Origin of the sequence: Pusillimonas sp. (assembly GCF_035515275.1) — a bacterium.
Classification (GTDB): domain Bacteria; phylum Pseudomonadota; class Gammaproteobacteria; order Burkholderiales; family Burkholderiaceae_B; genus Pusillimonas.
Window position 1 is genome coordinate 1 of record NZ_DATJBQ010000100.1, and the last position, 21,885, is coordinate 21,885.

The window sequence follows — 21,885 nt, forward strand, 5'->3', positions numbered from 1 at the left end:
GTTCGGGGTTGGTGTCCACACCAGGACGCAGCTGCGCCGCAATACCCTCGAGGGCGCCAAATATACGCGACCTGACCGTACCAATGGGGCAACCCATGGTTTGGGCAATATCTTCGTAGCTCATGCCCTCGATCTCGCGCAGGACGATCGCGGTGCGCAGTTCTTCGGGCAAGGCATTAATGGCCGCATTAACCGTTTCGACGATCTGCTTGCCCGCCGCCAGCGACTCCGGCGTACTGATATCGGTTAGGTTGTCGATTTGACTAAAAGTTTCACCGTCTTCGGTTTCTATTACATTTGGAACGCTCGGCCGCCTGGCGGCGGCTGCCTGCCAGTTTCTTGCCGTATTGATGGCGATGCGATAAAGCCAGGTGTAAAAGGCGCTGTCGCCCCGAAATTGCGGCAGCGCACGATAAGCCTTGATAAAAGCCTCTTGGGCCACGTCCTCGACATCGCCGGGATCGCGGATCATGCGCGACAATAGGCGCATGATCTTGCGCTGATACTTGAGCACCAGCAGATCGAACGCCCTTTTGTCGCCGCGCTGTACCCGGGCAACCAATTCGGCATCGACATCGCGTTCGCTCATTGAACCTCCGTGACGCGCAAGCGAGGCCCGATTGGCCCCCGCGACGCTAGCTGGCACAAGTGGCGCCAGCCCGTCGATGATACCGTTCCCCGCCAGACAGTCAATTCAAGCATCTTGCCGGAAGGCGAAACGCGAAACTGCAGCGTGGTCCAGGCAGGGGCATGCCAGACATGCTGCAAGGTCAGGTCGCAGACAATGCCACCCTGTGCAAACTGCCACCCCTGGACACCGGAAAAAGAAAGCCTGCCCGCCGGCCTGGCCCCCAGCCCGAAACCCCGCCCGCAGACAAGCCGTGCCAGCAAAAGGGCGGGCAACGGCGCCCACCACACGACGACTTGAGCCAAACCAACCAGAGCAAGCAGGCCCAAGCCCGCTGAAAACACCGGCACCCAGGTGGGGCGCCGGACCGGCCATGCATAGTGATGGGAGGTGCGGGAAGCCAGACTAAACCCGCTTGACAACCATGGAACCGTTGGTTCCGCCAAACCCGAAGGAATTGGACAAAGCCAGGTCGATCTTGAGGTCGCGCGCCTCGTTGGCGCAATAATCGAGATCGCACTCGGGATCTTGGTTGAAGATATTGATAGTGGGAGGCGAGACCTGATTATAAACCGCCAGGGTGGTGAACACTGCTTCGATGCCGCCGGCTGCACCGAGCAGGTGACCGGTCATGGATTTGGTGGAGTTGACCACCAGTTTGTGAGCGTGGTCGCCGAATGCAAGCTTGAGCGCTTCGGTCTCGTTTTTGTCGCCCAATGGCGTAGAGGTGCCGTGGGCGTTGACATAGGCGATCTGGTCGGGGTTGATGCCGCCATCGCGCAGTGCGTTTGCCATACCGCGACGGGGGCCGTCGCAGTCGGGCGAAGTAATGTGGTGCGCGTCGGAACTTAAACCGTAGCCCGCGAACTCGCCGTAAATTTTTGCACCGCGCTTGCGGGCGTGTTCGTACTCTTCAAGCACCAACACCCCTGCACCCTCGCCCAGCACAAAGCCGTCACGGTCGATATCCCAGGGGCGCGATGCCGTGGTGGGGTCGTCGTTGCGGGTGGACAATGCGCGCATGGCCGCAAAACCACCGATGCCCAGCGGCGAAACGGTTGATTCGGCACCGCCGGCCACCATGACGTCGGCATCGCCGTACTTGATGAGCCGCGCCGCATCGCCGATGGAGTGCAAGCCTGTGGTGCAGGCCGACACGACGGCGTAGCTGGGGCCCTTGAGACCTAGCATGATGGACAATTGGCCCGACACCAGGTTGATGAGCGAAGCGGGCACAAAGAAAGGAGAAATGCGCCGCGGGCCGCGGTCGAGGTATTCGACCTGGGTTTCTTCGATGCGGGGCAAGCCACCAATGCCCGAACCCACAATGACACCAATTCGGTCGGCGTTGGCCTCGGTGATCTCAAGACCTGAATCGCGCCATGCCTGCACGCCCGCCGCCACGCCGTAATGGATGAAGGTATCCATTTGCTTGGCTTCTTTGGCGGACATGTATTGCGTTACGTCGAAATCTTTGACTTCACCCGCTATTTGCGCGTTGAAAGCCGAGGGATCGAAACGCGTAATGCGTCCGACTCCAGAACGCCCACTGACGATATTGTCCCATGCGCTCTCGATACTGTTTCCGACAGGTGAAACAATACCAAGGCCGGTAATGACGACACGTCGCTTCACGGATGACTCCCTAAAATTAAAAGAGCGGTTCGAGGCAAACACGCCGCTTGACACGCACAACCCGTAGATTGGACGTCGCAGGCCTGTTTTCTAGGAACCGCCCCCCGGCGCGGCACAGGTGCCGCAGCCACAACTGATGATTAATATTACTTGCTATGCGAGTTGATGTAGTCCATAGCCTGTTGAACCGTCGTGATCTTCTCGGCTTCCTCGTCGGGGATTTCGGTTTCGAATTCGTCTTCGAGTGCCATCACGAGCTCGACCATGTCGAGCGAATCGGCACCGAGGTCGTCAAGGAAGGAAGATTCGTTTTTGATCTCGGCTTCGTTAACGCCAAGTTGTTCAGCGACGATCTTCTTGACGCGCTGTTCGATGCTTTCCATGCAGATCTCCAATTGGGAAAAAATCCCGCGAATTATAGCCAAACGTCTGGATTATTGGGCGTCGGCCATGACAAAAAAACGGCATTTCCAATGACAGCGTATTTTGCGCCTTCTGGGCGAATTGTCTATTGGGAACACCTCTGACGTGAACAGATTTTACCCTGTTCGCTTGTTTACATGTACATACCGCCGTTGACGTGCAGCGTGGTGCCCGTAATGTAACCTGAGCGGGGTCCGGCCAGGAATGCGACCGCATTGGCGATGTCAGCGGCGGCACCCAATCGGCCCAGCGGAATCTGGGTAAGCAGGGCTGCGGCCTGAGCCTCGCTCAGAGCGCGTGTCATGTCGGTTTCAATAAACCCGGGCGATACACAGTTTACGGTAATGTTGCGGCTGCCCAGCTCGCGCGCCAGCGCTCGCGTCATGCCGGCCACGCCGGCCTTGGCCGCCGCGTAATTGGCCTGTCCCGGGTTGCCGCTGGAGCCAACGATGGAGGTGATGTTGATGATGCGGCCCGACCGGGCCTTCATCATGGGTTTCAGCACGGCGCGCGACAGACGAAACACCGCCGTCAGGTTGGTTTCCAGCACAGCCGCCCAATCGTCGTCCTTCATTCGCATGGCCAATGTGTCGCGAGTAATTCCCGCGTTGTTGACCAATATATGCGGCCCGCCGTCGCCGACCAACTCGGCCACCAAGGCCTCGCATGCCTCGGCATCGTTGACATTCAGCACCACGCCTCGGCCGCCGCCCGCTGCCAGCATCTCGGAGATTGAACCGGCGCCCGCTTCGGACGTGGCTGTGCCCACCACTGTGGCGCCACGCTCGGCCAATTCGAGAGCAATGGCCTTGCCGATGCCGCGTGTGGCACCAGTGACCAGTGCCACCTTGCCGTTGAGTTCTTGTTCCACGAACCTACCCCTTAAGAGTTTCCAAAACCGATCGCAGCGACGCTGGATCGTTTATTGACAGGCCGACCAGTTCGCCGTCTATGCGCTTGACCAGCCCCGACAGCACCTTGCCCGGGCCGCATTCAACGACATGAGTCACGCCCTGAGCCTTGAGAAACTGAATGGTTTCGACCCACCTTACCGGATGCCAGGCCTGCCGCACCAACGCATCTTTAATGGCATCGGGCTGGCTGACGCTGGCGACGTCGACGTTGTTGACAAGGGGAATGGTCGGCGCCAGCACCTGGACACCCGCCAAAGCGCCGGCCAGGGCCTCGGCCGCCGGCTTGAGCAGGCTGGAATGAAAAGGAGCCGACACAGGCAATACCAGCGCACGTTTGGCGCCAGCCGCCTTGGCCAGTTCGCAAGCGCGCTCGACGGCGGCTTTGTGCCCGGCAATAACCACCTGCGCAGGTGCATTGAAGTTGACCGCCTGGACGATCTCATCCTGCGCTGCACGCGCACAGACGTCACGGACAGTGTCGTCGTCCAGGCCCAACACCGCTGCCATGCCGCCCTGACCCACCGGAACCGCCTTCTGCATGGCGTCGGCACGGATGCGTACCAGCCTCACAGCGTCTTCGAGGGCAAGAGAACCGGCTGCGGCAAGGGCGGAGTACTCGCCCAGGCTATGCCCGGCCACCCACGAAGGAGCCGGGCCGCCCGCATCGATCCAGGCGCGGTACATGGCCACGGCCGATGCCAGCATGGCAGGCTGGGTATTGGTCGTCAGATTGAGCTCTTCGGCCGGCCCCGATTGAATCAGGGCGGAAAGAGGCTGGCCCAGGGCCCGATCGGCCTGAGCAAGTGTTTGCGTAACAATCGCGTTGTCTGCCCAGGCGTCCAGCATGCCAACCGCCTGAGACCCCTGCCCCGGAAAAACAAATGCAAATTTCATGGTTTTTTCTAATGTGGTAATTACATCCGGACCAATACCGAACCCCAGGTAAAGCCGCCTCCCACGCCCTGCATCAGGACCAGATCGCCTGGTTTGATGCGGCCGTCGCGGCGCGCAACGTCAAGGGCCAGGGGTACGCTGGCGGCCGAGGTATTGGCGTGCTTGTCCAGGGTAATAATGATTTTTTCTGGATCGATGCCCAGCTTGCGGCCCAGAAAGTTAAGTATGCGTACGTTGGCCTGATGCGGCACCATCCAGTCGATGTCGTCAAGCGAAACGCCTGCCTTCTCGCAAACCTGGTGCGCCGACTGTGCCAGAGAGTTGACCGCAAGCTTGAATACCGCCTGCCCGTCCATGCGCAAGAAGGGGTCGCCCACCACCTTTCCGCCCACCACATTGCCGGCGGCGTAAAGAATATCCATATGGCTGCCGTCGGCGTTAAGCTGCGCCCCCACAATGCCCGGCTTCTCGGAAGCAGCAAGCACCACGGCGCCGGCGCCGTCGCCGAACAACACGCATGTACGGCGGTCGTTCCAGTCGAGTATGGATGAGAACACTTCGGCGCCGATGACCAGCGCATTACGCGCCTGACCCGAACGAATAAAGGCGTCGGCAGTAGTTAGCGCATACACGAAACCACTGCATACCGCCTGCACATCAAACGCCGGGCAACCCTTGATGCCAAGGTTGGCCTGCACCATGCACGCTGTGCTGGGAAATATGAAATCGGGCGTCGACGTGGCAACAATGATGAGATCGACGTCTTGCGGCGCCAGGCCGGCGTCTTCAAGTGCCTTGCGAGCCGCTTCGGTAGCCAGCTTGCTGGTGGTAACCCCGGGGTCGGCAATATGGCGCTGACGAATGCCCGTGCGGTCTACGATCCAGGCATCAGAGGTTTCAACATTACGAGTGGCAAGCTCGGCAGCCAGCTCATCGTTGGAAACAGCCCGGGGGGGCAGAAACGAGCCCGACCCGATTATCGTTGCATAAGACATATTCGCTTCCATCAAACGCCCGGGTTATTTCTCGGGATCTGAAAGTTCTGAAGAAACCTTCGCCGATTGGTCGGCCGCAGCCCGCAGGCTTTGACGAAGGTGATCAATTGTGGCACTGGTACCAGCCAGCAGCCCATTGTGTACAGCCTCGCGGGCACGCACAAGAGCGTTGCCGAAGGCATAGGCATCGGCCGAACCGTGGCTTTTGATGACAATACCACGCAAGCCCAATAGCGCCGCACCGTTATAACGTCGATTGTCGACCTTGTCACGGAAACGGTTAAGCACCGGCCTGGCAACCGCACCGGCAGCCATCGAGAGCGCATCGCGTTTGAACTCAGCGTGCATCATCTGGCTGATCATGCGAGCCAGGCCTTCGATGGACTTCAGCACCACGTTGCCGACGAAGCCGTCGCACACAATTACGTCAACCGTGCCCTTGCAGATGTCATCACCTTCGACGTTGCCGTAGAAGTTAAGTCCGCTACCGCGCAACAGTTCGGCCGCCTGTTTGACGACTTCGTTGCCCTTGATGACCTCTTCGCCGATATTCAGCAAGCCCACGGTGGGGCGTTGCTTACCGTACAAAGCTGTAACCAGGGCCGTGCCCATAATGGCGAACTGAAGCAGATGCTCGGCCGTACAGTCGACATTGGCGCCCAGGTCGAGCATGGTGGTCGCGCCGCCCTTCTGATTGGGAATCGACGTGGCGATGGCCGGACGATCAATGCCGTCAAGCGTTTTGAGCACGTAGCGCGAAATCGCCATCCAGGCGCCGGTGTTACCTGCAGAGATGCAGGCGTGCGCCTTGCCGTCCTTGACAGACTGCACGGCCACCCGCATGGAGGAATCTTTTTTGCGTCGCAGCGCCACCTCGACGGTGTCGTCCATGGTGACGACCTCAGAAGCGGGCAGCAATTCGTACCAATCGCCCCGGGCACAGCCCAGCCCGTCAAGCTGTGACTGTATGGCCGCTGTATCGCCGGTAAGCAGGAAGCAGGTATCAGGGTATCGTTGAGAAACCTGATACGCAGCGGCCACCGTAACCGGCAAGCCGACGTCTCCGCCCATGCAATCAATGGCGATTCGTATCGGAGCTGTCGACATCAAGCGTGCAAGCTAACGAAAATCCGCAATAAATTGCGTTGATTACTCGTCGTTCTTGGTTTTCAGCACTTTACGGCCGCGATAGAAGCCGTTGGGGCTGATGTGGTGGCGCAGATGAAGCTCACCGGTGGTGGGCTCGATGGCCGTTGGGGGCGTACCCAGGAAATCGTGCGAACGATGCATGCCGCGCTTGGACGGACTTTTCTTGTTTTGCTGAACAGCCATGATGACTCCTGAAAACGGGCCGCCAAAACCGGCGAATTACCCGCAAAGTTAACTTAAATTCAATCTTTTTTCAGACGCTCCAACACCGCGAACGGTGAAGGACGTACTACTTCAGCCACGGGCTCTCCGGAACCACCGGAAAAGCCTGGTGCAGAAGGACAAACTTCATGCTTGGGCACCGAGGGCAAACTCAGGATGAGTTCGTCTTCGATGAGCTCGAGCAGATCAAAACGCGGCGAACCGACTATCCGCTCGGTTTCATCGTCTTCGTCACCGTCAAGTTCGGACGGGCTCCGTACGACCTCGAGGCGGTTTTCTACCTGCACGGGAAGAACAAAGGGCTGCAGACAGCGCTGGCACTCGAGCGTAACCGATGCTGCCGCCTCTACCTTAATAAACCGTTTTCCGGCGGGCGTACCCTGGCCTTGCACCGACCACTGCACTTGCGAACCGACCTGCTGCTGCGGCAAACCCGCAACCAGCCTGCCAAAATCGACAAGGCTGTTTTGGCCCGATCGCTGCTGAACCTCGCTTTGCGAACCCCGGTCGGTAGCAAATAAATATAGGTCGACGACTTCGTTGCTCACAGTCACCTCGCATTACCTCACGGACCCGGGTTTAAGATCATTCGGGTTCAAGCCCACCCAAGCAATCTACCAAGCTGTGCAAGCTAAGAAAACATTAGATAATAACGCTTTCACGTTTAGTCAGTCAAACCAAACCGGTATCTCACCACAAGCAGCCAGCACCCATGCGTCTCATTCTTGCATCCAGCTCGCGCTACCGGCACGACATGCTGTCGCGCCTGCGCATCCCGTTTACGGCCGAATCGCCCGACATCGACGAAACACCCCGGCCCGATGAAACCCCCGCCGCCCTGTCGCTGCGGCTTTCACTTGAGAAGGCCCAAGCGGTGGCTGCGCGCCACCCGGGCGCGCTGGTCATCGGCTCGGACCAGGTGGCCACCATAGACGGCTCCCCCATTGGCAAGCCGGGCAATTTCGAGCGCGCACGCGAACAGCTGCGCCAGCTTCGCGGCCGTACGGTCGAGTTCCACAGTGCGCTGTGTGTCCTTGACGGGCAACGCCACGAACTCGACGATGTCATCACCCGCTGCGTGTTCCGCAACCTGAGCGATGACGAAATCGACGCGTATTTGCATCATGAAAAGCCCTTTGACACCGCCGGCAGCGCCAAGGCCGAGGGACTGGGCATTGCGCTGATGGACGCCATGCACAGCGACGACCCGACCGCCATTATCGGCTTGCCGCTTATTGCCTTGTGCCGCATGTTACGCTCATTTGGCTTTAACCCCATTACACACGGCCTACCCGCATGAAAACCAGTGGAACCCTGCACCTGATACCCGTCGGCTTAAGCGACGCCCCCACCTCGGTCTGGCTGCCGTCGGCGGTCCAGGCACTTGCAGGCCGGCTTACCGTTTACATTGCAGAAAACGCCAAAACGGCCCGTGCTTTTCTCAAGCTGGTCGGCACCACTACACCCCTGCAGGAAATTACCATCCACACCCTAAGCGCCAAGACCGACGCTCGCGAGATCCGCGAATGGCTGGCCCCCGCGACCAAAGGTGCAGAGATCGGCCTGGTGTCTGAAGCCGGGTGCCCGGCAGTGGCCGACCCGGGTGCCAAAGTGGCAGCCATGGCCCATGAAATTGGCATTCGGGTTGCACCTTGGGTGGGACCCTCTTCAATACTGCTGGCGCTAATGGCCAGCGGGCTCGAGGGCCAGCGCTTCACCTTCCATGGGTATGCGCCGGTCGAACCGGGCGAACGTGCCAAGCAACTGAAGCAATGGGAAGCCGAGTCGCGCAGGCAGCGCCAGAGCCAGATCCTGATCGAAACGCCCTACCGCAACGACGCCATGCTCAGCACCCTGACACACGCCCTGAATGGGCGCACCCGCCTATGCGTGGCGCGCTCCTTGACGGCTGAGGACGAATGGATACAGACCCACACCATTGAGCACTGGAAAACGCTTTCGCCCCCAGAGCTTAACAAGAAACCCACCATCTTTCTGTTCCTGGCCCCTTAAATTTGCCCAAGACAATGCCGTGCCTTGCCTAAAAGACCAGCGTGAGCCGCATGACCCCATCACCGGAACCCAAAAGCCTTTCCAAGCGCATCATCGGCAGCCTGGCCGTGGTGTGCGCGGCACTGATTCTCGCCGGTTGTGGCACGCCCCCCACTCGGCCGCCCGTACTAAGCATCGACCGCAGCATTCAGGCCCAGGCCCAGAACAGCCGGGTCGAATTCGTGGTGCTGCATTACACCTCGGCCTCGAATGAACGTTCGCTTGAGCTGCTATCCCGCCGCAATGTCAGCAGCCATTACCTGATTACCAACGAAGCGCCGCCGCGTGTTTACCAATTGGTGGATGAGACGCGACGCGCCTGGCATGCCGGCGTCAGCCAGTGGTATGAGCGCACTGACCTCAATGCCGCCTCAATCGGCATTGAAATCGTCAACCCGGGCGGCGCGGGCTCGAGCTGGGCGCCATACTCGCAGGCACAAATAGACACCTTGCTATTGTTGCTTGCCGATATTGCCGGTCGCCACCAGATCAAGCACCACAATATTGTCGGACACAGTGACATCGCCCCCCAACGCAAGGTCGACCCAGGGCCGCTGTTTCCTTGGAAAACCCTGGCCGAGGCCGGTTTGGCACGCTGGTACGACGAAACCCTGGCCGCCCAGTACCGTGTCGAGTTCGAGCAGCAAGGGTTGGCTGGTATTGCCTGGGTGCAGGGCCAATTGGCTCGGGTGGGTTACAACGTGCCCAAAACCGGGCGGCTGGATAAAGCCACGCGTAATGTCATAACCGCGTTTCAAATGCGCTATCGGCCCAGTCTGTACGACGGCCTGCCCGACGCCCAGACTCTGGCCATACTTAAAAGCCTGCCCTGAATTCAGTGTCGCCTGCCACGCGCAATTACCGGGCGCAGCGTCAGTAGCACCACCACCACCAAACCATATACGTAGACCTCTGAAAAATCGTTCTTGCCGGCGCGCACCAGCCAGAAATGCCAGACCGAAAGCACCGCAATGGCGTAGATCAGACTGTGCAGGGCCTGCCAGCGGGAGCCTAACCGCCTCATCCACCCCTGGGTAGACGTTAAGGCCAGCGCCGTCATGGGCAGTACCGCCAGCACCCCCACCGCAATAAATGGTCGTTCCATGATGTCTTGCCACATCAACAGCAGTGACCAGCTCCTTTCCCAATAAGCCCAGGCCAGCAGATGCAACACCGTATAAAAAAAACTGAACAGGCCCAGCATGCGGCGGCAACGAATCAGCGCCGGCTGTCCCAGATAATGACGCACAGGCGTGACGGTTAAGGTCAGGCAAAGAAACACCAGGGCCCAGATGCCCGAAGACCGGATCAGAAACTCGGGCGGATTTGCACTGAGCCCATTGTTAAGGCCCAGCCATACCCAACGCATCACCGGATACAGACCCAAAAGAAAAAGCACCGGCTTGAAGTACGCGACCTGTCGTGCCGTCCAGCGAGATTCGTTCGACATCAGTAGTTGCGGCTTAAATCCATGCCGCTGTAAAGCGAAGCCACCTGCTCGGCATAGCCATTGAACATCAGAGTTTTTTCGCGGGGCGCAAACACGCCTGCGCCAATGCGCCTTTCGGTAGCCTGGCTCCAGCGCGGGTGCGGAACCTGCGGGTTCACGTTGGCATAAAAACCGTACTCATGCGGCGCAATCTGTGTCCAACTGGTCTTGGGCTGCTCGCGTGTAAAGCGGATTCTTACAATAGACTTACCCGATTTGAACCCGTATTTCCAGGGTACTGCTATGCGCAAGGGCGCCCCGTTGGCGGCCGGCAACGGCTTGCCATAGACGCCAAACACCAGAAAACTTAGCGGGTGCATGGCCTCGTCCATACGCAGCGCCTCGACATAAGGCCATTCGATAATGCGACTGCGCAGACCGGGCATGGCCTCGGGCTGAACAACCGTGGTGAACTCGACGAACTTTGCATGAGAGGTGGGTTCGACCCGACGAATAAGGCTCGCAAGCGGGTAGCCCATCCAGGGAATCACCATTGACCAGGCCTCGACACAGCGCAGCCGGTAAATGCGTTCTTCCATGGACGCCAAATGAAGCAGTTGGTCCAGGTCAAGCGTTTGCGGCCTGGCGACCTCACCTTCGATGGAAACCGTCCAGGGGCGGGTCTTCAGGGCGTCGCCGTGACGCGCAGGGTCGCCTTTGCCGGTGCCGAACTCATAAAAGTTGTTATAGGTAGAGACATCACGCTCGGCCGTAAGGGCTTCGTCGAGATCATAATCATGATTACGCGGGGCGACCCAAAGATCGTCGCGCGGGGGCCGGTCCAGAGCGCCCCCCACCACGCCTTCGTTGCGCATCGCAGCCGCTGCCAGGCCTGGAGCCATTGCGCTCAACCCCGCACCTGCTGCCACCCCCCCCGCCTGGCGCAGCCACCGACGACGGCTTTGCCAAACCGCCTCGGGAGTGATTTGCGATGCCGGAATTATTGGAATCGATACTTTGCCCATGAATAACCCCACTCTGTTGCAGTAATCGCCGCAGCGATGCATTTTCGCTTACGAACTTGCTTTCGGCCGGCTGCCAGCGCCTGAAAAATGCCTGTGCCAATAAAGTATTGGAACCTCTTGACGTCGCTAAGTTCGCCTCGACGCTTTAATTACACCGCCAGACGGCCACCCAGCCAGTCGCGCATCTGCGCCACGCTATCGACCATGATCAGAGGCTCGCCCGCGCCCAGGGCCTCGGGATCGTGCGCCCCATACGTGACGCCCAGACCGTCGACACCTGCATTGCGGGCCATTTGCATGTCGTGGCAGGTGTCGCCCACCATCAGCACCTCGTGCGGGCTTAAGCCCAAGGTATCCATAATCTCGAGCAGCATCGCCGGGTGTGGCTTGCTGAAGGTTTCATCGGCACAGCGGGTGGCGTCAAAATGCCCATGCATGTCGCGCTGGGTAAGCACCCGATCCAACCCCGCACGGCTCTTCCCGGTGGCCACACCCAGCAGCACCCCCTGAGTACGCAGCGAACCCAAAAGCTCGGCCATGCCGTCAAACAACGGAAGCTCGGCGTCCCGACTAAGGTAATGACTTCGATACCGTTCCTGAAAATCCGGGAACAGTTCGGCGGTTAGGGTGGGGATTGCGTGGTACAGCGCGCTTTCCAGCGACAAGCCGATTACCCAGCTTGCGCGGCGCGAATCAGGCACGGGCAAACCCAAATCGGCGCAAGCCCCCTGAATACATTGCACGATGGTGCGGGTGGAATCCATGACAGTTCCGTCCCAATCGAATACAACGGCGCGATAACGTTTCATGCTTTTGTTCCTAGGTGGGCAAGTATGGCGCGACAGGCATCGGGCAGATCGGCATGCAGGCACAAGGTCTCGCCCGTCAGCGGATGGGGAATCTCCAGCCGATGGGCATGCAGAAACATGCGATTCAGGCCCAGACCGGCAAAATGATTGCGCACCTCGTCGGAGCCGTACTTATCGTCCCCTACTATTGGAAAGCCTGACGCGGCCAAATGCACCCTGATCTGGTGGGTGCGTCCGGTGCGCAGCTCGGCATCGAGCAGCGAATAGGCACCGAAACGCTGTTGCAGGGTAATGATGGTATGGGCGGGCTTGCCGGCCGGATCAACCTTGACCCGGCGCTCGCCCGAGGCGGTCAACCACTTTAGCAACGGAGCTCGCAAATGCTGCTTGTCGTTCACCCAGTCGCCGCGCACCAAAGCGTAATAATGCTTGCGCCCCTTGCCCTCGCGAAACATCTGGTGCAGGGCCACCAACGAGGACCTTTTCTTGGCAATGATCAACAGGCCGGACGTTTCACGATCGAGCCGGTGAGCCAGTTCAAGCATGGCACCCGGCCGGGCCGCCCTCATTTGTTCGATCACGCCAAACGAAACGCCGCTGCCGCCATGAACTGCCACACCCGCGGGCTTGTTTACAACAAGTAGCGAATCGTCCTCGTAGACAACGGGGAACGCCGCCGGGGGCACCGGACGAGGGTCGCCTACGGCGGGCAGGCGCAAGGGAGGTACACGCACGACGTCGCCGTCGCGCAGACGGTAATCGGCCGATGTACGCCCTTTGTTAATGCGCACTTGGCCGCTGCGTATGGCCTTATATAAATGGCTTTTCGGGACGCCCTTGCATACACGGACCAGAAAATTATCTAGGCGCTGGCCGGCCTGTTCGGTATCAATTTGAAACATCCGCACGCTGGGCTGCGTCTGCTCTCTGGTTTCAGTTTTGCGCATATGTGAAAAAGCGGCATATAATCGGGTCAGCCTATAAAGGCTGAAACCACCCCTGACGTAGAGATGCAATGGATGCGTCTCCGTCGGTAGCAAAATTCTATTGTACTGCCTGTGTTTTCAGCCTTTGGGCCATAAGGTCGCCGGGGCGATGCCTGTTGTAACGATGGCGCGGCAAGATGTCAGCCAGAAGTTCCAGGTACCGCCTGTCGCGTGCGGCGCAAAAGTCTTGCAATTAGATCATCGTTTTATGCACCAGCCGCACACACAAAACGTGCGTCTGCCGTTCTCCAGCAACTTATTTTCGTCAACCACTACCGTGACCCTGACCTTCCTGCTGACCGAACAGCGTGCCCGCTGGCACGCCGTGCCTGCCTAACGAACCGGGCAGGCGCTGCCTTTATGGTCAGCCCCGCCCCCGACGCAAGCTTTGCGCTACACACCGAGTGGCCCGCGGTCGTGCGCCGATTACCGGCGCGCCATGACTACGGAGAAACACACTCATGAAACGCATGTTGTTCAATGCAACGCACCAAGAAGAACTACGCGTTGCGATTGTCGACGGTCAGAAACTCATCGACCTCGACATCGAAACTGCCGGGCGCGAACAGCGCAAAGGCAATATCTACAAAGGCGTCATCACCCGCATTGAGCCCGGCCTCGAAGCGTGCTTCGTCAGCTACGGCGAAGAGCGCCACGGCTTTCTGCCTTTCAAGGAAATCGCCCGCAGCTACTTCAAGGAAGGCGTCGATGTACGCACCGCGCGCATTCAGGACGCCCTTAGCGAAGGCCAGGAACTGATCGTTCAGGTCGAAAAGGAAGAACGCGGCAACAAGGGCGCGGCCCTGACCACCTTTGTTTCACTGGCCGGCCGCTACTTGGTGCTGATGCCCAACAACCCACGGGGCGGCGGCGTATCGCGCCGGGTTGAAGGCGAAGACCGTCAAGAGCTGCGCGAAGCCATGGACCAGCTGGACACCCCCCAGGGCATGAGCATCATCGCTCGCACCGCCGGCATCGGCCGCAGCGTCGAAGAACTGCAATGGGACCTTTCCTACCTGCTTCAGCTCTGGAACGCCATCGACGCAGCCGCCCGCGACAATGCGGCGCCCATCCTCATTTATCTTGAATCCAGCCTGGTCATCCGGGCCATTCGCGACTACTTTTCGCCTGAAATCGGCGAGATCCTGATCGACACCGACGAAATCGCCGAGCAGGCCACCGCGTTCATGAGCGTGGTCATGCCCGACAACGTCCAGCGGGTCAAGGTTTACCGAGACGACGTCCCACTGTTCTCTCGCTTTCAGATCGAACACCAGATCGAAACTGCGTATTCGCGCACCATTCAGTTGCCCTCGGGCGGCTCGGTTGTGATTGATCACACCGAGGCCCTGGTGGCCATCGACGTCAACTCGGCGCGCTCTACACGCGGGGCCGATATTGAAGAAACCGCCCTTCGCACCAACGTAGAGGCCGCCGACGAAGTGGCCCGCCAATTGCGCCTGCGCGACTTGGGCGGCCTGATCGTCATCGACTTCATCGACATGGAGGACAGCAAGAATCAACGTGCTGTCGAGCAGCGTCTGCGCGATGCCCTGCATTTTGACCGCGCTCGCGTCCAGATGGGCAAGATCTCGCGTTTCGGCTTAATGGAACTTTCCCGCCAGCGCCTGCGTCCCGCCCTTAACGAAGGTTCGCATATTACCTGCCCGCGCTGCAACGGAACCGGCGTCATTCGCGATGCCGAATCCAGCGCACTTCATGTGCTGCGACTGCTGCAAGAAGAAGCCATGAAGGAAAATACCGCCGCCCTGCACGCTCAGGTCCCGGTCGACGTGGCGACCTTTCTGCTCAATGAAAAGCGCAGTGACATCACCAAGATCGAGAGCCGCCTGAAGGTCAATCTGGTTCTGATTCCCAACAAGAACCTTGAGACGCCGCACCATCACATCGAGCGCCTGCGCTACGATGACCCCCGCCTGGAAGAAACCCAAAGCAGCTTCGAGCTGGTGCAAAGCCCACCCGAAGCATCGCTGTCGTGGTCTGCTCAAAAGAACGAAGACGCCAAGGCACGCCCCGAAGCGCTGGTCAAAGGCATTACGCCCGCACAGCCCGCTCCCGGCGCCTCGGCACCTGCCGCAGCGGCCGCTCCGACAACATCCGCAACGCATCCAGGCCTGTTCTCACGCCTGGTTGCCTGGCTCACGGGTACCGGCGCCGCACAGCCGGCACAAGCCGAGCCACAAGAGGCTGCACCAGAAAAAGCATCGGCGTCCAACCGCCGCAAGCCCACACGTCCCGGCGATCGCCGTGAGCGCACAGGCGACGAGCGACCGCGCTCGCGTCGCGGCGAGCGTCGGCCCGATGCGGGCCGCACTGCCGACTCAGCAAGCAGCGAACAAGTCGCCGGCGCGCGCGGCCAACGTCGCGGGCAAGCCAATCGGGGCGACAAGCCTGCCACCGAGCAGGCATTGGTTGACACCGATCAGGCTCAGCAACCTGAAAGCACCGAAGGCACACAGTCACGCGGTGGGCGCGGTCGTCGTGGTCGCGGACGCAACCGTCGCGAAGAAGGTCAAACGACCGAGAACGGCGTCGACACAGCGGCAGCAACGATCGCTGCAGCCGAAGCGGTCGACTCTGCCGCAGCGGCCGCTTTGGCTCCGGCTGCCGAATCCAGCTCGCAAGCTGACGAGTCCCTGGTTGCCGCGACCGGTGTATCGGCTGATGCTGAAACCGAGCAGGCTGATCCCGAGCGCAAGCGTCGCCGCCGTCGCAGCCGCCGCGGCCGTCGTTCGGGCGAAAACCAGACCGACTCCGCTGAAACCACGCAAGACGACGACACCGACGAGGTTTCTGCCTCTCAAGAAACAGCGCAGGAAGTCGCCGACGCCTCACCGTCCATGCCGTTTTCGGCACCTGCTACTCGGCGTACGTCGCAACCGTCGGTTGAAACGACAGAACAAGCCAGCGACAATGCCGCTGCGACTCCGCCAGTACAAGCCGAAGCTCAGCCCGCTCAGGCTCACGTCCGCACCCAGGCCGTCGCCATTGACACGCGCGGATCCGAAACCAAGGCTCAAACCCCGGACGAGGCTGTGGAACCTGTCGAGTCCGCTGATTCGGCAGATTCCGCCCAGTCTGACGTGATCACGCCCATCGTACCGGCAGCGCCCAGCTCAGTAGTGGCCGTAAGCGAGCCCGTACTGCATGGCGAGGCTGCACAAGAGCCGGCCGACGACCAGATCGACCCTCAAGAGCCACAGGCCGAAACGCCCAGGGCGCCTGAAGCGTCCACGCCTGCCGCCTTGAAACCAACCCCCAACGGTGCCGCCACGCCCGGCTCGCTGGACGACATGGTCCGCGCAGCCGGTATGCAGATGGTCGAAACCCGGGCCGGAACCACGGCCCCGGCAGTCGATCAGCCCGTTGAACGCCTGGGCCGGGCCCGCAAGGCTGCAGCTGTGGTCGATACCGAGCCTTTGCAACAAGTGGAAACCCAAGGCTAGGTCTGGTGCCTGGCCCTGATCCCGCACTTGCGCACGATCAGGGCCTCGCACAGGTAATACCCGCCACTGCTGATCAAACAAACAACAGAAGGCCGCCATAAAGGCGGCCTTCTTATTTTTTGCTTTTAATTAAACAGCTTGAAAAGGTCGTAGCAACAACGACCCGGACGAGGCGTCAGAGAGGCCCCGTCTGACGTTCAGACGATCACGTCGACCGACTGGCGATTGAGCAGCGCCAGCAGGTGGGCCAGCTCGCTGCGCATCTCGCGTCGATCGACCACCATGTCGATGGCGCCCTTATCGAGCAGGAACTCGGCCCTTTGAAAGCCCTCGGGCAGTTTTTCACGTACGGTTTGCTCGATGACCCGTGGACCGGCAAAACCGATCAGCGCCTTGGGCTCGGCAATGACCACGTCACCCATGAAGGCGAAGCTGGCCGATACACCACCCATGGTGGGGTCGGTAAGAATGCTGATAAAGGGTAGTCCGGCTTCTGAAAGTCGGGTCAGCATGGCATTGGTCTTGGCCATTTGCATCAGCGAGAACAGGCTTTCTTGCATCCGCGCACCACCCGAAGCGGCGACACAAATGAAAGAACTGCGGTTCTTGATGGCCTCTTGGACGCCGCGTACAAAACGCTCGCCCACTACCGAGCCCATAGAACCGCCCATAAACTCAAACTCGAAACACGACAGCACAACCGGAAGCGAATGTATGGTGCCGCTCATGGTTACCATGGCCTCGGATTCGCCGGTTTGCTTGGTGGCTTCGGTGACACGCTCGGGGTACTTGCGCGTGTCCTTGAACTTAAGCGGGTCGACCGGCAGCGTGTTCTGACCGATTTCGACTCGGCCCTCGGGGTCGAGCAAGGCATCGATGCGCGCTCGCGCGCCGATACGCATATGCTGGCTGCAATTGGGGCAGACGTTGAACGTAGCCTGCAGGTCTTCTTTATAAAGCACCGATTCGCAGCCCGGGCATTTGATCCACAGACCCTCGGGCACGCGACGCGTACTGCTATCGTTGCGATTGATCCGGGGGGGCAGAATTTTCTCGATCCAGCTCATTGAGTATTCCTGATATGTTTTTGTCGGAGACCGGCCGGCCGCCTAGTCGAGTGCCTTGCGTATACCGGCCAGCCACTCGGCGGCGGCTTCGATGGCTTGGGTGTCTTTGGCGCTGTCGGACAAACCTTGCCGGTCAGCCTCTTCGGCCGCCTGCTCCAGGGTTTCGATCAGTTTGGAACCGATAATGACGGCATCCGAAAACTTCGCCAAGCGCTGCGCGCTTTGCGCATCGCGAATCCCAAAGCCCACCCCCACCGGCACGCGAACGTGGCGGCGAATGTCGGCCAGTTTTTTCTCGACCGATCCGGTGTCAAGGGTGCCGGCACCGGTAATGCCCTTCAAGGACACATAGTACACATAGCCGCGCGCTATTTGACCCACTTTCTTGATGCGCTCTTCAGTGGAAGTGGGCGCAAGCAGGAAAATGGGTGCCACACCTGCCGCGTCAAGCATGTCGGCAAAGTCGGTCATTTCTTCGGGCGGATAATCGACGATCAGCACGCCGTCAACACCCGCTTCCCGGGCTGCGTCAACGAAGCGCTTCTGACCCATGCGTTCCACCGGGTTGGCATAGCCCATCAGCACCACAGGCGTCATGGTGTCGTCCTGACGAAAGCGGGCGACCATTTCAAGCACCTGGGTCAGGCCCACGCCGCGCTCAATGGCGCGTTGCCCCGCTCGCTGAATGACAGGCCCATCGGCCATGGGATCGGAAAACGGCACGCCCAGCTCGACGATATCGGCACCGGCCTTGACCAGGGCGTGCATCAGTGTGGGAGTGGCCTGGGGCGAGGGTTCGCCCGCCGTGACGTAAGGAATCAACGCCGCGCGCGGGGCCGCCTTGGCAAAGGCCTCGGCCAACCGATTATTGGGGGAGTTCATGGCTTGCTACCTTGTAGTTCTAGAGCGTGATACCGCCGCGCTCGGCAACGGTATGCATGTCTTTATCGCCTCGGCCAGACAAATTGACCAGAATGATCTTGTCCTTGGGCAAGGTGGGCGCTATGCGGACGGCATGGGCAATGGCGTGAGCAGACTCCAGCGCCGGCATGATGCCTTCGGTTCGGCAGCAGTCGTGAAACGCCTGCAGCGCTTCGTCGTCGGTGATGCCTACGTATTCGGCACGACCGCTGTCTTTCAGCCAAGCATGTTCGGGGCCCACGCCCGGGTAATCGAGCCCCGCCGATACTGAATGGGTCTCAATAATTTGGCCCATATCGTCTTGAATGACGTAGGTACGGTTGCCATGCAGTACGCCCACGGCTCCGGCATTGAGAGACGCTGCATGACGGCCGGAGGCAAGACCTTCACCTGCAGCCTCTACCCCAATGAGCCTGACGTTTTCGTGGTCGATGTACGGGTGAAAAATACCCATGGCGTTTGATCCGCCACCCACCGCCGCCACGACATAATCGGGCTGGCGACCGGTCTCGAGGGGCATTTGTTCGAGGCACTCGTTGCCAATGACGCACTGGAAGTCGCGCACCATGGCCGGGTACGGGTGGGGACCCGCAACCGTACCAATAATGTAAAAGGTATTTTCAACGTTGGTGACCCAGTCGCGCATGGCTTCGTTCAGCGCGTCCTTCAGGGTGCAGGAGCCCGAATCGACAGGCACCACGGTGGCGCCCAGCAGCTTCATGCGATACACGTTGGAAGCCTGGCGGCGCGTGTCTTCGCTACCCATGTACACCACACACTCAAGCCCGTAGCGCGCCGCCACCGTAGCCGTGGCCACGCCGTGCTGTCCGGCCCCGGTTTCGGCGATGATGCGGGGCTTGCCCATGCGCCTGGCCAGCAGTATCTGGCCGATGCAGTTGTTGATTTTATGCGCACCCGTGTGGTTCAGGTCTTCGCGCTTGAACCATATTTGCGCACCACCCAGTCGTTCGGACCAGCGCCTGGCATGGTACACGGGGCTTGGGCGACCCACGAAATGCTTGAGTTCGTAAGCAAATTCGTTTTGAAAGTCGGGGTCGTTGCGATATTTTTCGTAGGCGAGCTTAAGCTCGTCCAGTGCATGGACAAGGGTTTCTGAGACGAATGAACCGCCATATGGGCCAAAGTGGCCCTGATCGTCGGGCAAGCTATAGGGTTTCAATGAATGACTCTTTAGTTGTGCGTCGGCGCGCTGCACGCCGGATCAATGCGTAATCTTCAATTTTACCAGTGCACGGCGGCTTGCGCCCCGCGCGGGCGCCTACTGGCGAACGGCGGTAACCCCGGGCAACTCGTTCAGGGCGGTAAGAGCACGGCTGATCTGCTCGCCATTGCGCACTTCCACGGTAAAAACCATATGGGCCAGCGAGCGGCGGCTTTGCGTGTTCACACCCACCACGTTCAGCCGCAAGCGCCCGAAGACATCGGACAGGTCGCGCAGCAGATTGGCACTTTGCTGGGCGTGTATGCTGACGTCGACCGGATACACGGTTTCGCCGGTATCACCCCAATCAACTTCAATGACTCGTTCAGCCTGGCTCGCGGCCAGGGCGGCAAACGACGGGCAATCGCGCCGGTGGATGGACACCCCCCGTCCCCTGGTCACGAAGCCTGCGATAGGGTCAGGCGGGGCTGGTCGGCAGCATCGGGCCAGTTGCGTCAATAAAGAATCGACGCCCATTACCAGCACACCGCTTTTGCCGGTACGCACGACGTTGGCCTGACCTTGCGTAAAGACCGTGGCGTCAGTATCGCTTTGAGTCTGGTCAGCAGGAGTTCTCAGGGCCTGATCAATCTGGCGCAAGCTGAATTCATCTTTGGCCACTGCGACGTAAAGGTCGTCGGCTTGGGCAAAGCCCAGTTGCTGGGCTAACTGCTCTAGGTTTACAGCGGTTTTGCCCAATCGCTGTAGCTCTTTCTCGACCATGCCCTGACCGCTTGAAATTCGCTCTTGCAGTTCGATGGCATTGAACCAGGCGCGCACCTTGGCCCGCGACCGAGGGCTGGCCAGATACCCGAGCTGGGGGTTTAGCCAGTCGCGCGACGGCCCGCCCGACTTGGCCGCGATGATTTCGACGGTCTGACCGGTTTTAAGCTGAGTCAGCAGTGGCACCATCTGGCCGTCGACACGGGCGCCGCGACAGCGATGACCCAGGTCGGTGTGCAGATAATAGGCAAAATCGATCGGCGTCGCGCCCTGCGGAAGCTCGATAACACGCGCCTGCGGCGTCATGACGTAGATACGCTCGGGCGCAGCAGGCTCTTGCGCCTGCACTGCCGACGCGGCAGCCTCGCCTGGCGCCTCGTCGCCCCCCCAGGCCAGAAGTTGCCTCATCCACGAGACCTTGCGGTCATACTCGCCGGTCGCTCTTTGTGTGCCCCCCTGGGCGCCGGCTTCTTTATAGCGCCAGTGGGCCGCCATGCCGTACTCGGCGAACACGTGCATTTCGTGGGTGCGGATCTGAATTTCGAAACTGCGCCCTTTCGCATCGGCTACCACCGTATGCAAAGAGCGATAGCCGTTCGGTTTGGGCCGCGAAATATAGTCGTCGAACTCTTCTGAAATGGGTGTCCAGCGCGCGTGCACCAGCGCCAGCACGGCATAACACGCGCGCTCGTCCTCGACAATGACGCGCAGGGCGCGCAGGTCGTACAGCTTGTCGAATGACAGGTTCTTGTTGCGCATCTTGCTCCAGATGCTGTAGATATGCTTGGGCCGCCCCGAGACCGAGCCAGAAACTTTCGCATCAGCAAGCATGGTCTGAAGCTCATGCACCACTTCGGCAATGAAGCTTTCTCGTTCGGCACGACGTTCTTCCAGCTGACGGGCAATGTCCTTGTACGTATCGGGCTGCAAAAAACGAAACGCCAGGTCTTCCATTTCCCACTTGAGCTGCCAGATACCCAGACGGTTGGCCAACGGCGCGTAGAGCTCCATGGCCTCACGGGCAAACTCGGGCGGACACGGCGTACGAGACTCGGCAAACCAGCGCAGCGACTGAGTACGCGAGGCCAACCGCAACAACACAATACGCAAGTCGGCCGCCATGGCCAGCAACATCTTGCGTTGCATCTCGTTCTGGTCCTGGCGGTCGGTGGATTCGTCGCGCGATTTGCCCGCTATTTGGCCCAGCCTCAATAGTGAGCGCGTACCCTGCACCAAGGCGGCCACTTCGGGACCGAAAATCTTAAGCAAGGGACTCTTTTGCTTGTCGGAGGGCCGGGCCTCGTCGGGCAGCACGGCCAACAAG

22 protein-coding genes are annotated in these 21,885 nt (G+C 60.0%); 5 read left to right on the plus strand and 17 right to left on the minus strand.

All coding sequences use genetic code 11. The features are described 5' to 3' along the window. The 9 genes from rpoE to VL003_RS07435 form a co-directional block, all read right to left on the minus strand. A partial coding sequence (gene rpoE / locus VL003_RS07395) for an RNA polymerase sigma factor RpoE (protein WP_325441094.1) occupies positions 1-589 on the minus strand: 589 nt, incomplete at its 3' end. Between the two features lie 444 nt (positions 590-1,033). Beyond that, the gene (gene fabF / locus VL003_RS07400; protein WP_325441096.1) at positions 1,034-2,263 is read right to left on the minus strand and encodes a beta-ketoacyl-ACP synthase II; all 1,230 of its coding nucleotides are present in this window, start codon (positions 2,261-2,263) and stop codon (positions 1,034-1,036) included. Between the two features lie 146 nt (positions 2,264-2,409). Then, positions 2,410-2,646 carry an acyl carrier protein gene (acpP, locus tag VL003_RS07405; RefSeq protein ID WP_325441098.1) on the minus strand — a complete coding sequence of 79 codons (237 nt, stop codon included), beginning with the start codon at positions 2,644-2,646 and terminating at the stop codon, positions 2,410-2,412. Positions 2,647-2,819: 173 nt separating this feature from the next. Next, the gene (gene fabG, locus VL003_RS07410; RefSeq protein WP_325441100.1) at positions 2,820-3,557 is read right to left on the minus strand and encodes a 3-oxoacyl-ACP reductase FabG; all 738 of its coding nucleotides are present in this window, start codon (positions 3,555-3,557) and stop codon (positions 2,820-2,822) included. Positions 3,558-3,561: 4 nt separating this feature from the next. Further along, positions 3,562-4,494: an ACP S-malonyltransferase gene (fabD, locus tag VL003_RS07415; RefSeq protein WP_325441102.1), complete on the minus strand. Its 933-nt coding sequence runs from the start codon at positions 4,492-4,494 to the stop codon at positions 3,562-3,564. A gap of 20 nt (positions 4,495-4,514) precedes the next feature. Then, the gene (locus tag VL003_RS07420) at positions 4,515-5,501 is read right to left on the minus strand and encodes a beta-ketoacyl-ACP synthase III (protein ID WP_325441104.1); all 987 of its coding nucleotides are present in this window, start codon (positions 5,499-5,501) and stop codon (positions 4,515-4,517) included. Positions 5,502-5,513: 12 nt separating this feature from the next. Further along, the gene (plsX, locus tag VL003_RS07425; protein ID WP_325441106.1) at positions 5,514-6,596 is read right to left on the minus strand and encodes a phosphate acyltransferase PlsX; all 1,083 of its coding nucleotides are present in this window, start codon (positions 6,594-6,596) and stop codon (positions 5,514-5,516) included. Positions 6,597-6,638: 42 nt separating this feature from the next. Continuing rightward, positions 6,639-6,821, minus strand: a complete 183-nt coding sequence (gene rpmF / locus VL003_RS07430; protein WP_017524531.1) for a 50S ribosomal protein L32 — start codon at positions 6,819-6,821, stop codon at positions 6,639-6,641. Between the two features lie 59 nt (positions 6,822-6,880). Continuing rightward, complete coding sequence (locus VL003_RS07435; RefSeq protein WP_325441110.1) at positions 6,881-7,408, minus strand: YceD family protein; 528 nt, start codon at positions 7,406-7,408, stop codon at positions 6,881-6,883. Between the two features lie 164 nt (positions 7,409-7,572). On the opposite strand from VL003_RS07435, the gene VL003_RS07440 reads away from it, so the two are divergent. From VL003_RS07440 to VL003_RS07450, 3 genes are read left to right on the plus strand one after another with little or no spacing between them, the layout of a single operon-like run. Continuing rightward, a complete protein-coding gene (locus VL003_RS07440) occupies positions 7,573-8,160 on the plus strand; it encodes a Maf-like protein (RefSeq protein ID WP_325441112.1) in 588 nt (195 codons plus the stop codon). Continuing rightward, complete coding sequence (locus VL003_RS07445) at positions 8,157-8,873, plus strand: SAM-dependent methyltransferase (protein WP_325441114.1); 717 nt, start codon at positions 8,157-8,159, stop codon at positions 8,871-8,873. The genes VL003_RS07440 and VL003_RS07445 overlap by 4 nt, the downstream gene beginning before the upstream one ends. Positions 8,874-8,923: 50 nt before the next feature. Continuing rightward, positions 8,924-9,745, plus strand: a complete 822-nt coding sequence (locus tag VL003_RS07450) for an N-acetylmuramoyl-L-alanine amidase (protein ID WP_325441116.1) — start codon at positions 8,924-8,926, stop codon at positions 9,743-9,745. A gap of 2 nt (positions 9,746-9,747) precedes the next feature. Here the strand turns inward: VL003_RS07450 and VL003_RS07455 are convergent, their stop codons facing one another. From VL003_RS07455 to VL003_RS07470, 4 genes are all read right to left on the minus strand, one after another. Beyond that, complete coding sequence (locus tag VL003_RS07455; protein WP_325441118.1) at positions 9,748-10,362, minus strand: protein-methionine-sulfoxide reductase heme-binding subunit MsrQ; 615 nt, start codon at positions 10,360-10,362, stop codon at positions 9,748-9,750. Beyond that, positions 10,362-11,366, minus strand: a complete 1,005-nt coding sequence (gene msrP / locus VL003_RS07460) for a protein-methionine-sulfoxide reductase catalytic subunit MsrP (RefSeq protein WP_325441120.1) — start codon at positions 11,364-11,366, stop codon at positions 10,362-10,364. Before msrP ends, VL003_RS07455 begins: the two co-directional genes overlap by 1 nt. A gap of 149 nt (positions 11,367-11,515) precedes the next feature. After that, positions 11,516-12,175, minus strand: a complete 660-nt coding sequence (locus VL003_RS07465; protein WP_325441122.1) for an HAD-IA family hydrolase — start codon at positions 12,173-12,175, stop codon at positions 11,516-11,518. Beyond that, positions 12,172-13,122, minus strand: coding sequence for an RluA family pseudouridine synthase (locus VL003_RS07470; RefSeq protein WP_414708261.1), 951 nt, complete (start codon positions 13,120-13,122; stop codon positions 12,172-12,174). Before VL003_RS07470 ends, VL003_RS07465 begins: the two co-directional genes overlap by 4 nt. 247 nt (positions 13,123-13,369) lie before the next feature. Between VL003_RS07470 and VL003_RS07475 the strand changes: the two genes are divergently transcribed. Further along, positions 13,370-13,498: a hypothetical protein gene (locus VL003_RS07475; protein ID WP_325441126.1), complete on the plus strand. Its 129-nt coding sequence runs from the start codon at positions 13,370-13,372 to the stop codon at positions 13,496-13,498. Between the two features lie 124 nt (positions 13,499-13,622). Beyond that, positions 13,623-16,628, plus strand: coding sequence for a ribonuclease E/G (locus VL003_RS07480; protein ID WP_325441128.1), 3,006 nt, complete (start codon positions 13,623-13,625; stop codon positions 16,626-16,628). Positions 16,629-16,825: 197 nt separating this feature from the next. On the opposite strand, the gene accD is transcribed toward VL003_RS07480, so the two are convergent. The 4 genes from accD to VL003_RS07500 form a co-directional block, all read right to left on the minus strand. Further along, complete coding sequence (gene accD, locus VL003_RS07485) at positions 16,826-17,695, minus strand: acetyl-CoA carboxylase, carboxyltransferase subunit beta (protein WP_325441130.1); 870 nt, start codon at positions 17,693-17,695, stop codon at positions 16,826-16,828. Between the two features lie 42 nt (positions 17,696-17,737). Beyond that, positions 17,738-18,577: a tryptophan synthase subunit alpha gene (trpA, locus tag VL003_RS07490; protein ID WP_325441132.1), complete on the minus strand. Its 840-nt coding sequence runs from the start codon at positions 18,575-18,577 to the stop codon at positions 17,738-17,740. A 19-nt stretch (positions 18,578-18,596) separates the two neighbouring features. Next, positions 18,597-19,796 carry a tryptophan synthase subunit beta gene (gene trpB, locus VL003_RS07495; protein WP_325441134.1) on the minus strand — a complete coding sequence of 400 codons (1,200 nt, stop codon included), beginning with the start codon at positions 19,794-19,796 and terminating at the stop codon, positions 18,597-18,599. A 99-nt stretch (positions 19,797-19,895) separates the two neighbouring features. Further along, positions 19,896-21,885, minus strand: a 1,990-nt coding sequence (locus tag VL003_RS07500) for a RelA/SpoT family protein (protein WP_325441136.1), incomplete at its 5' end; no start/stop codon positions are given.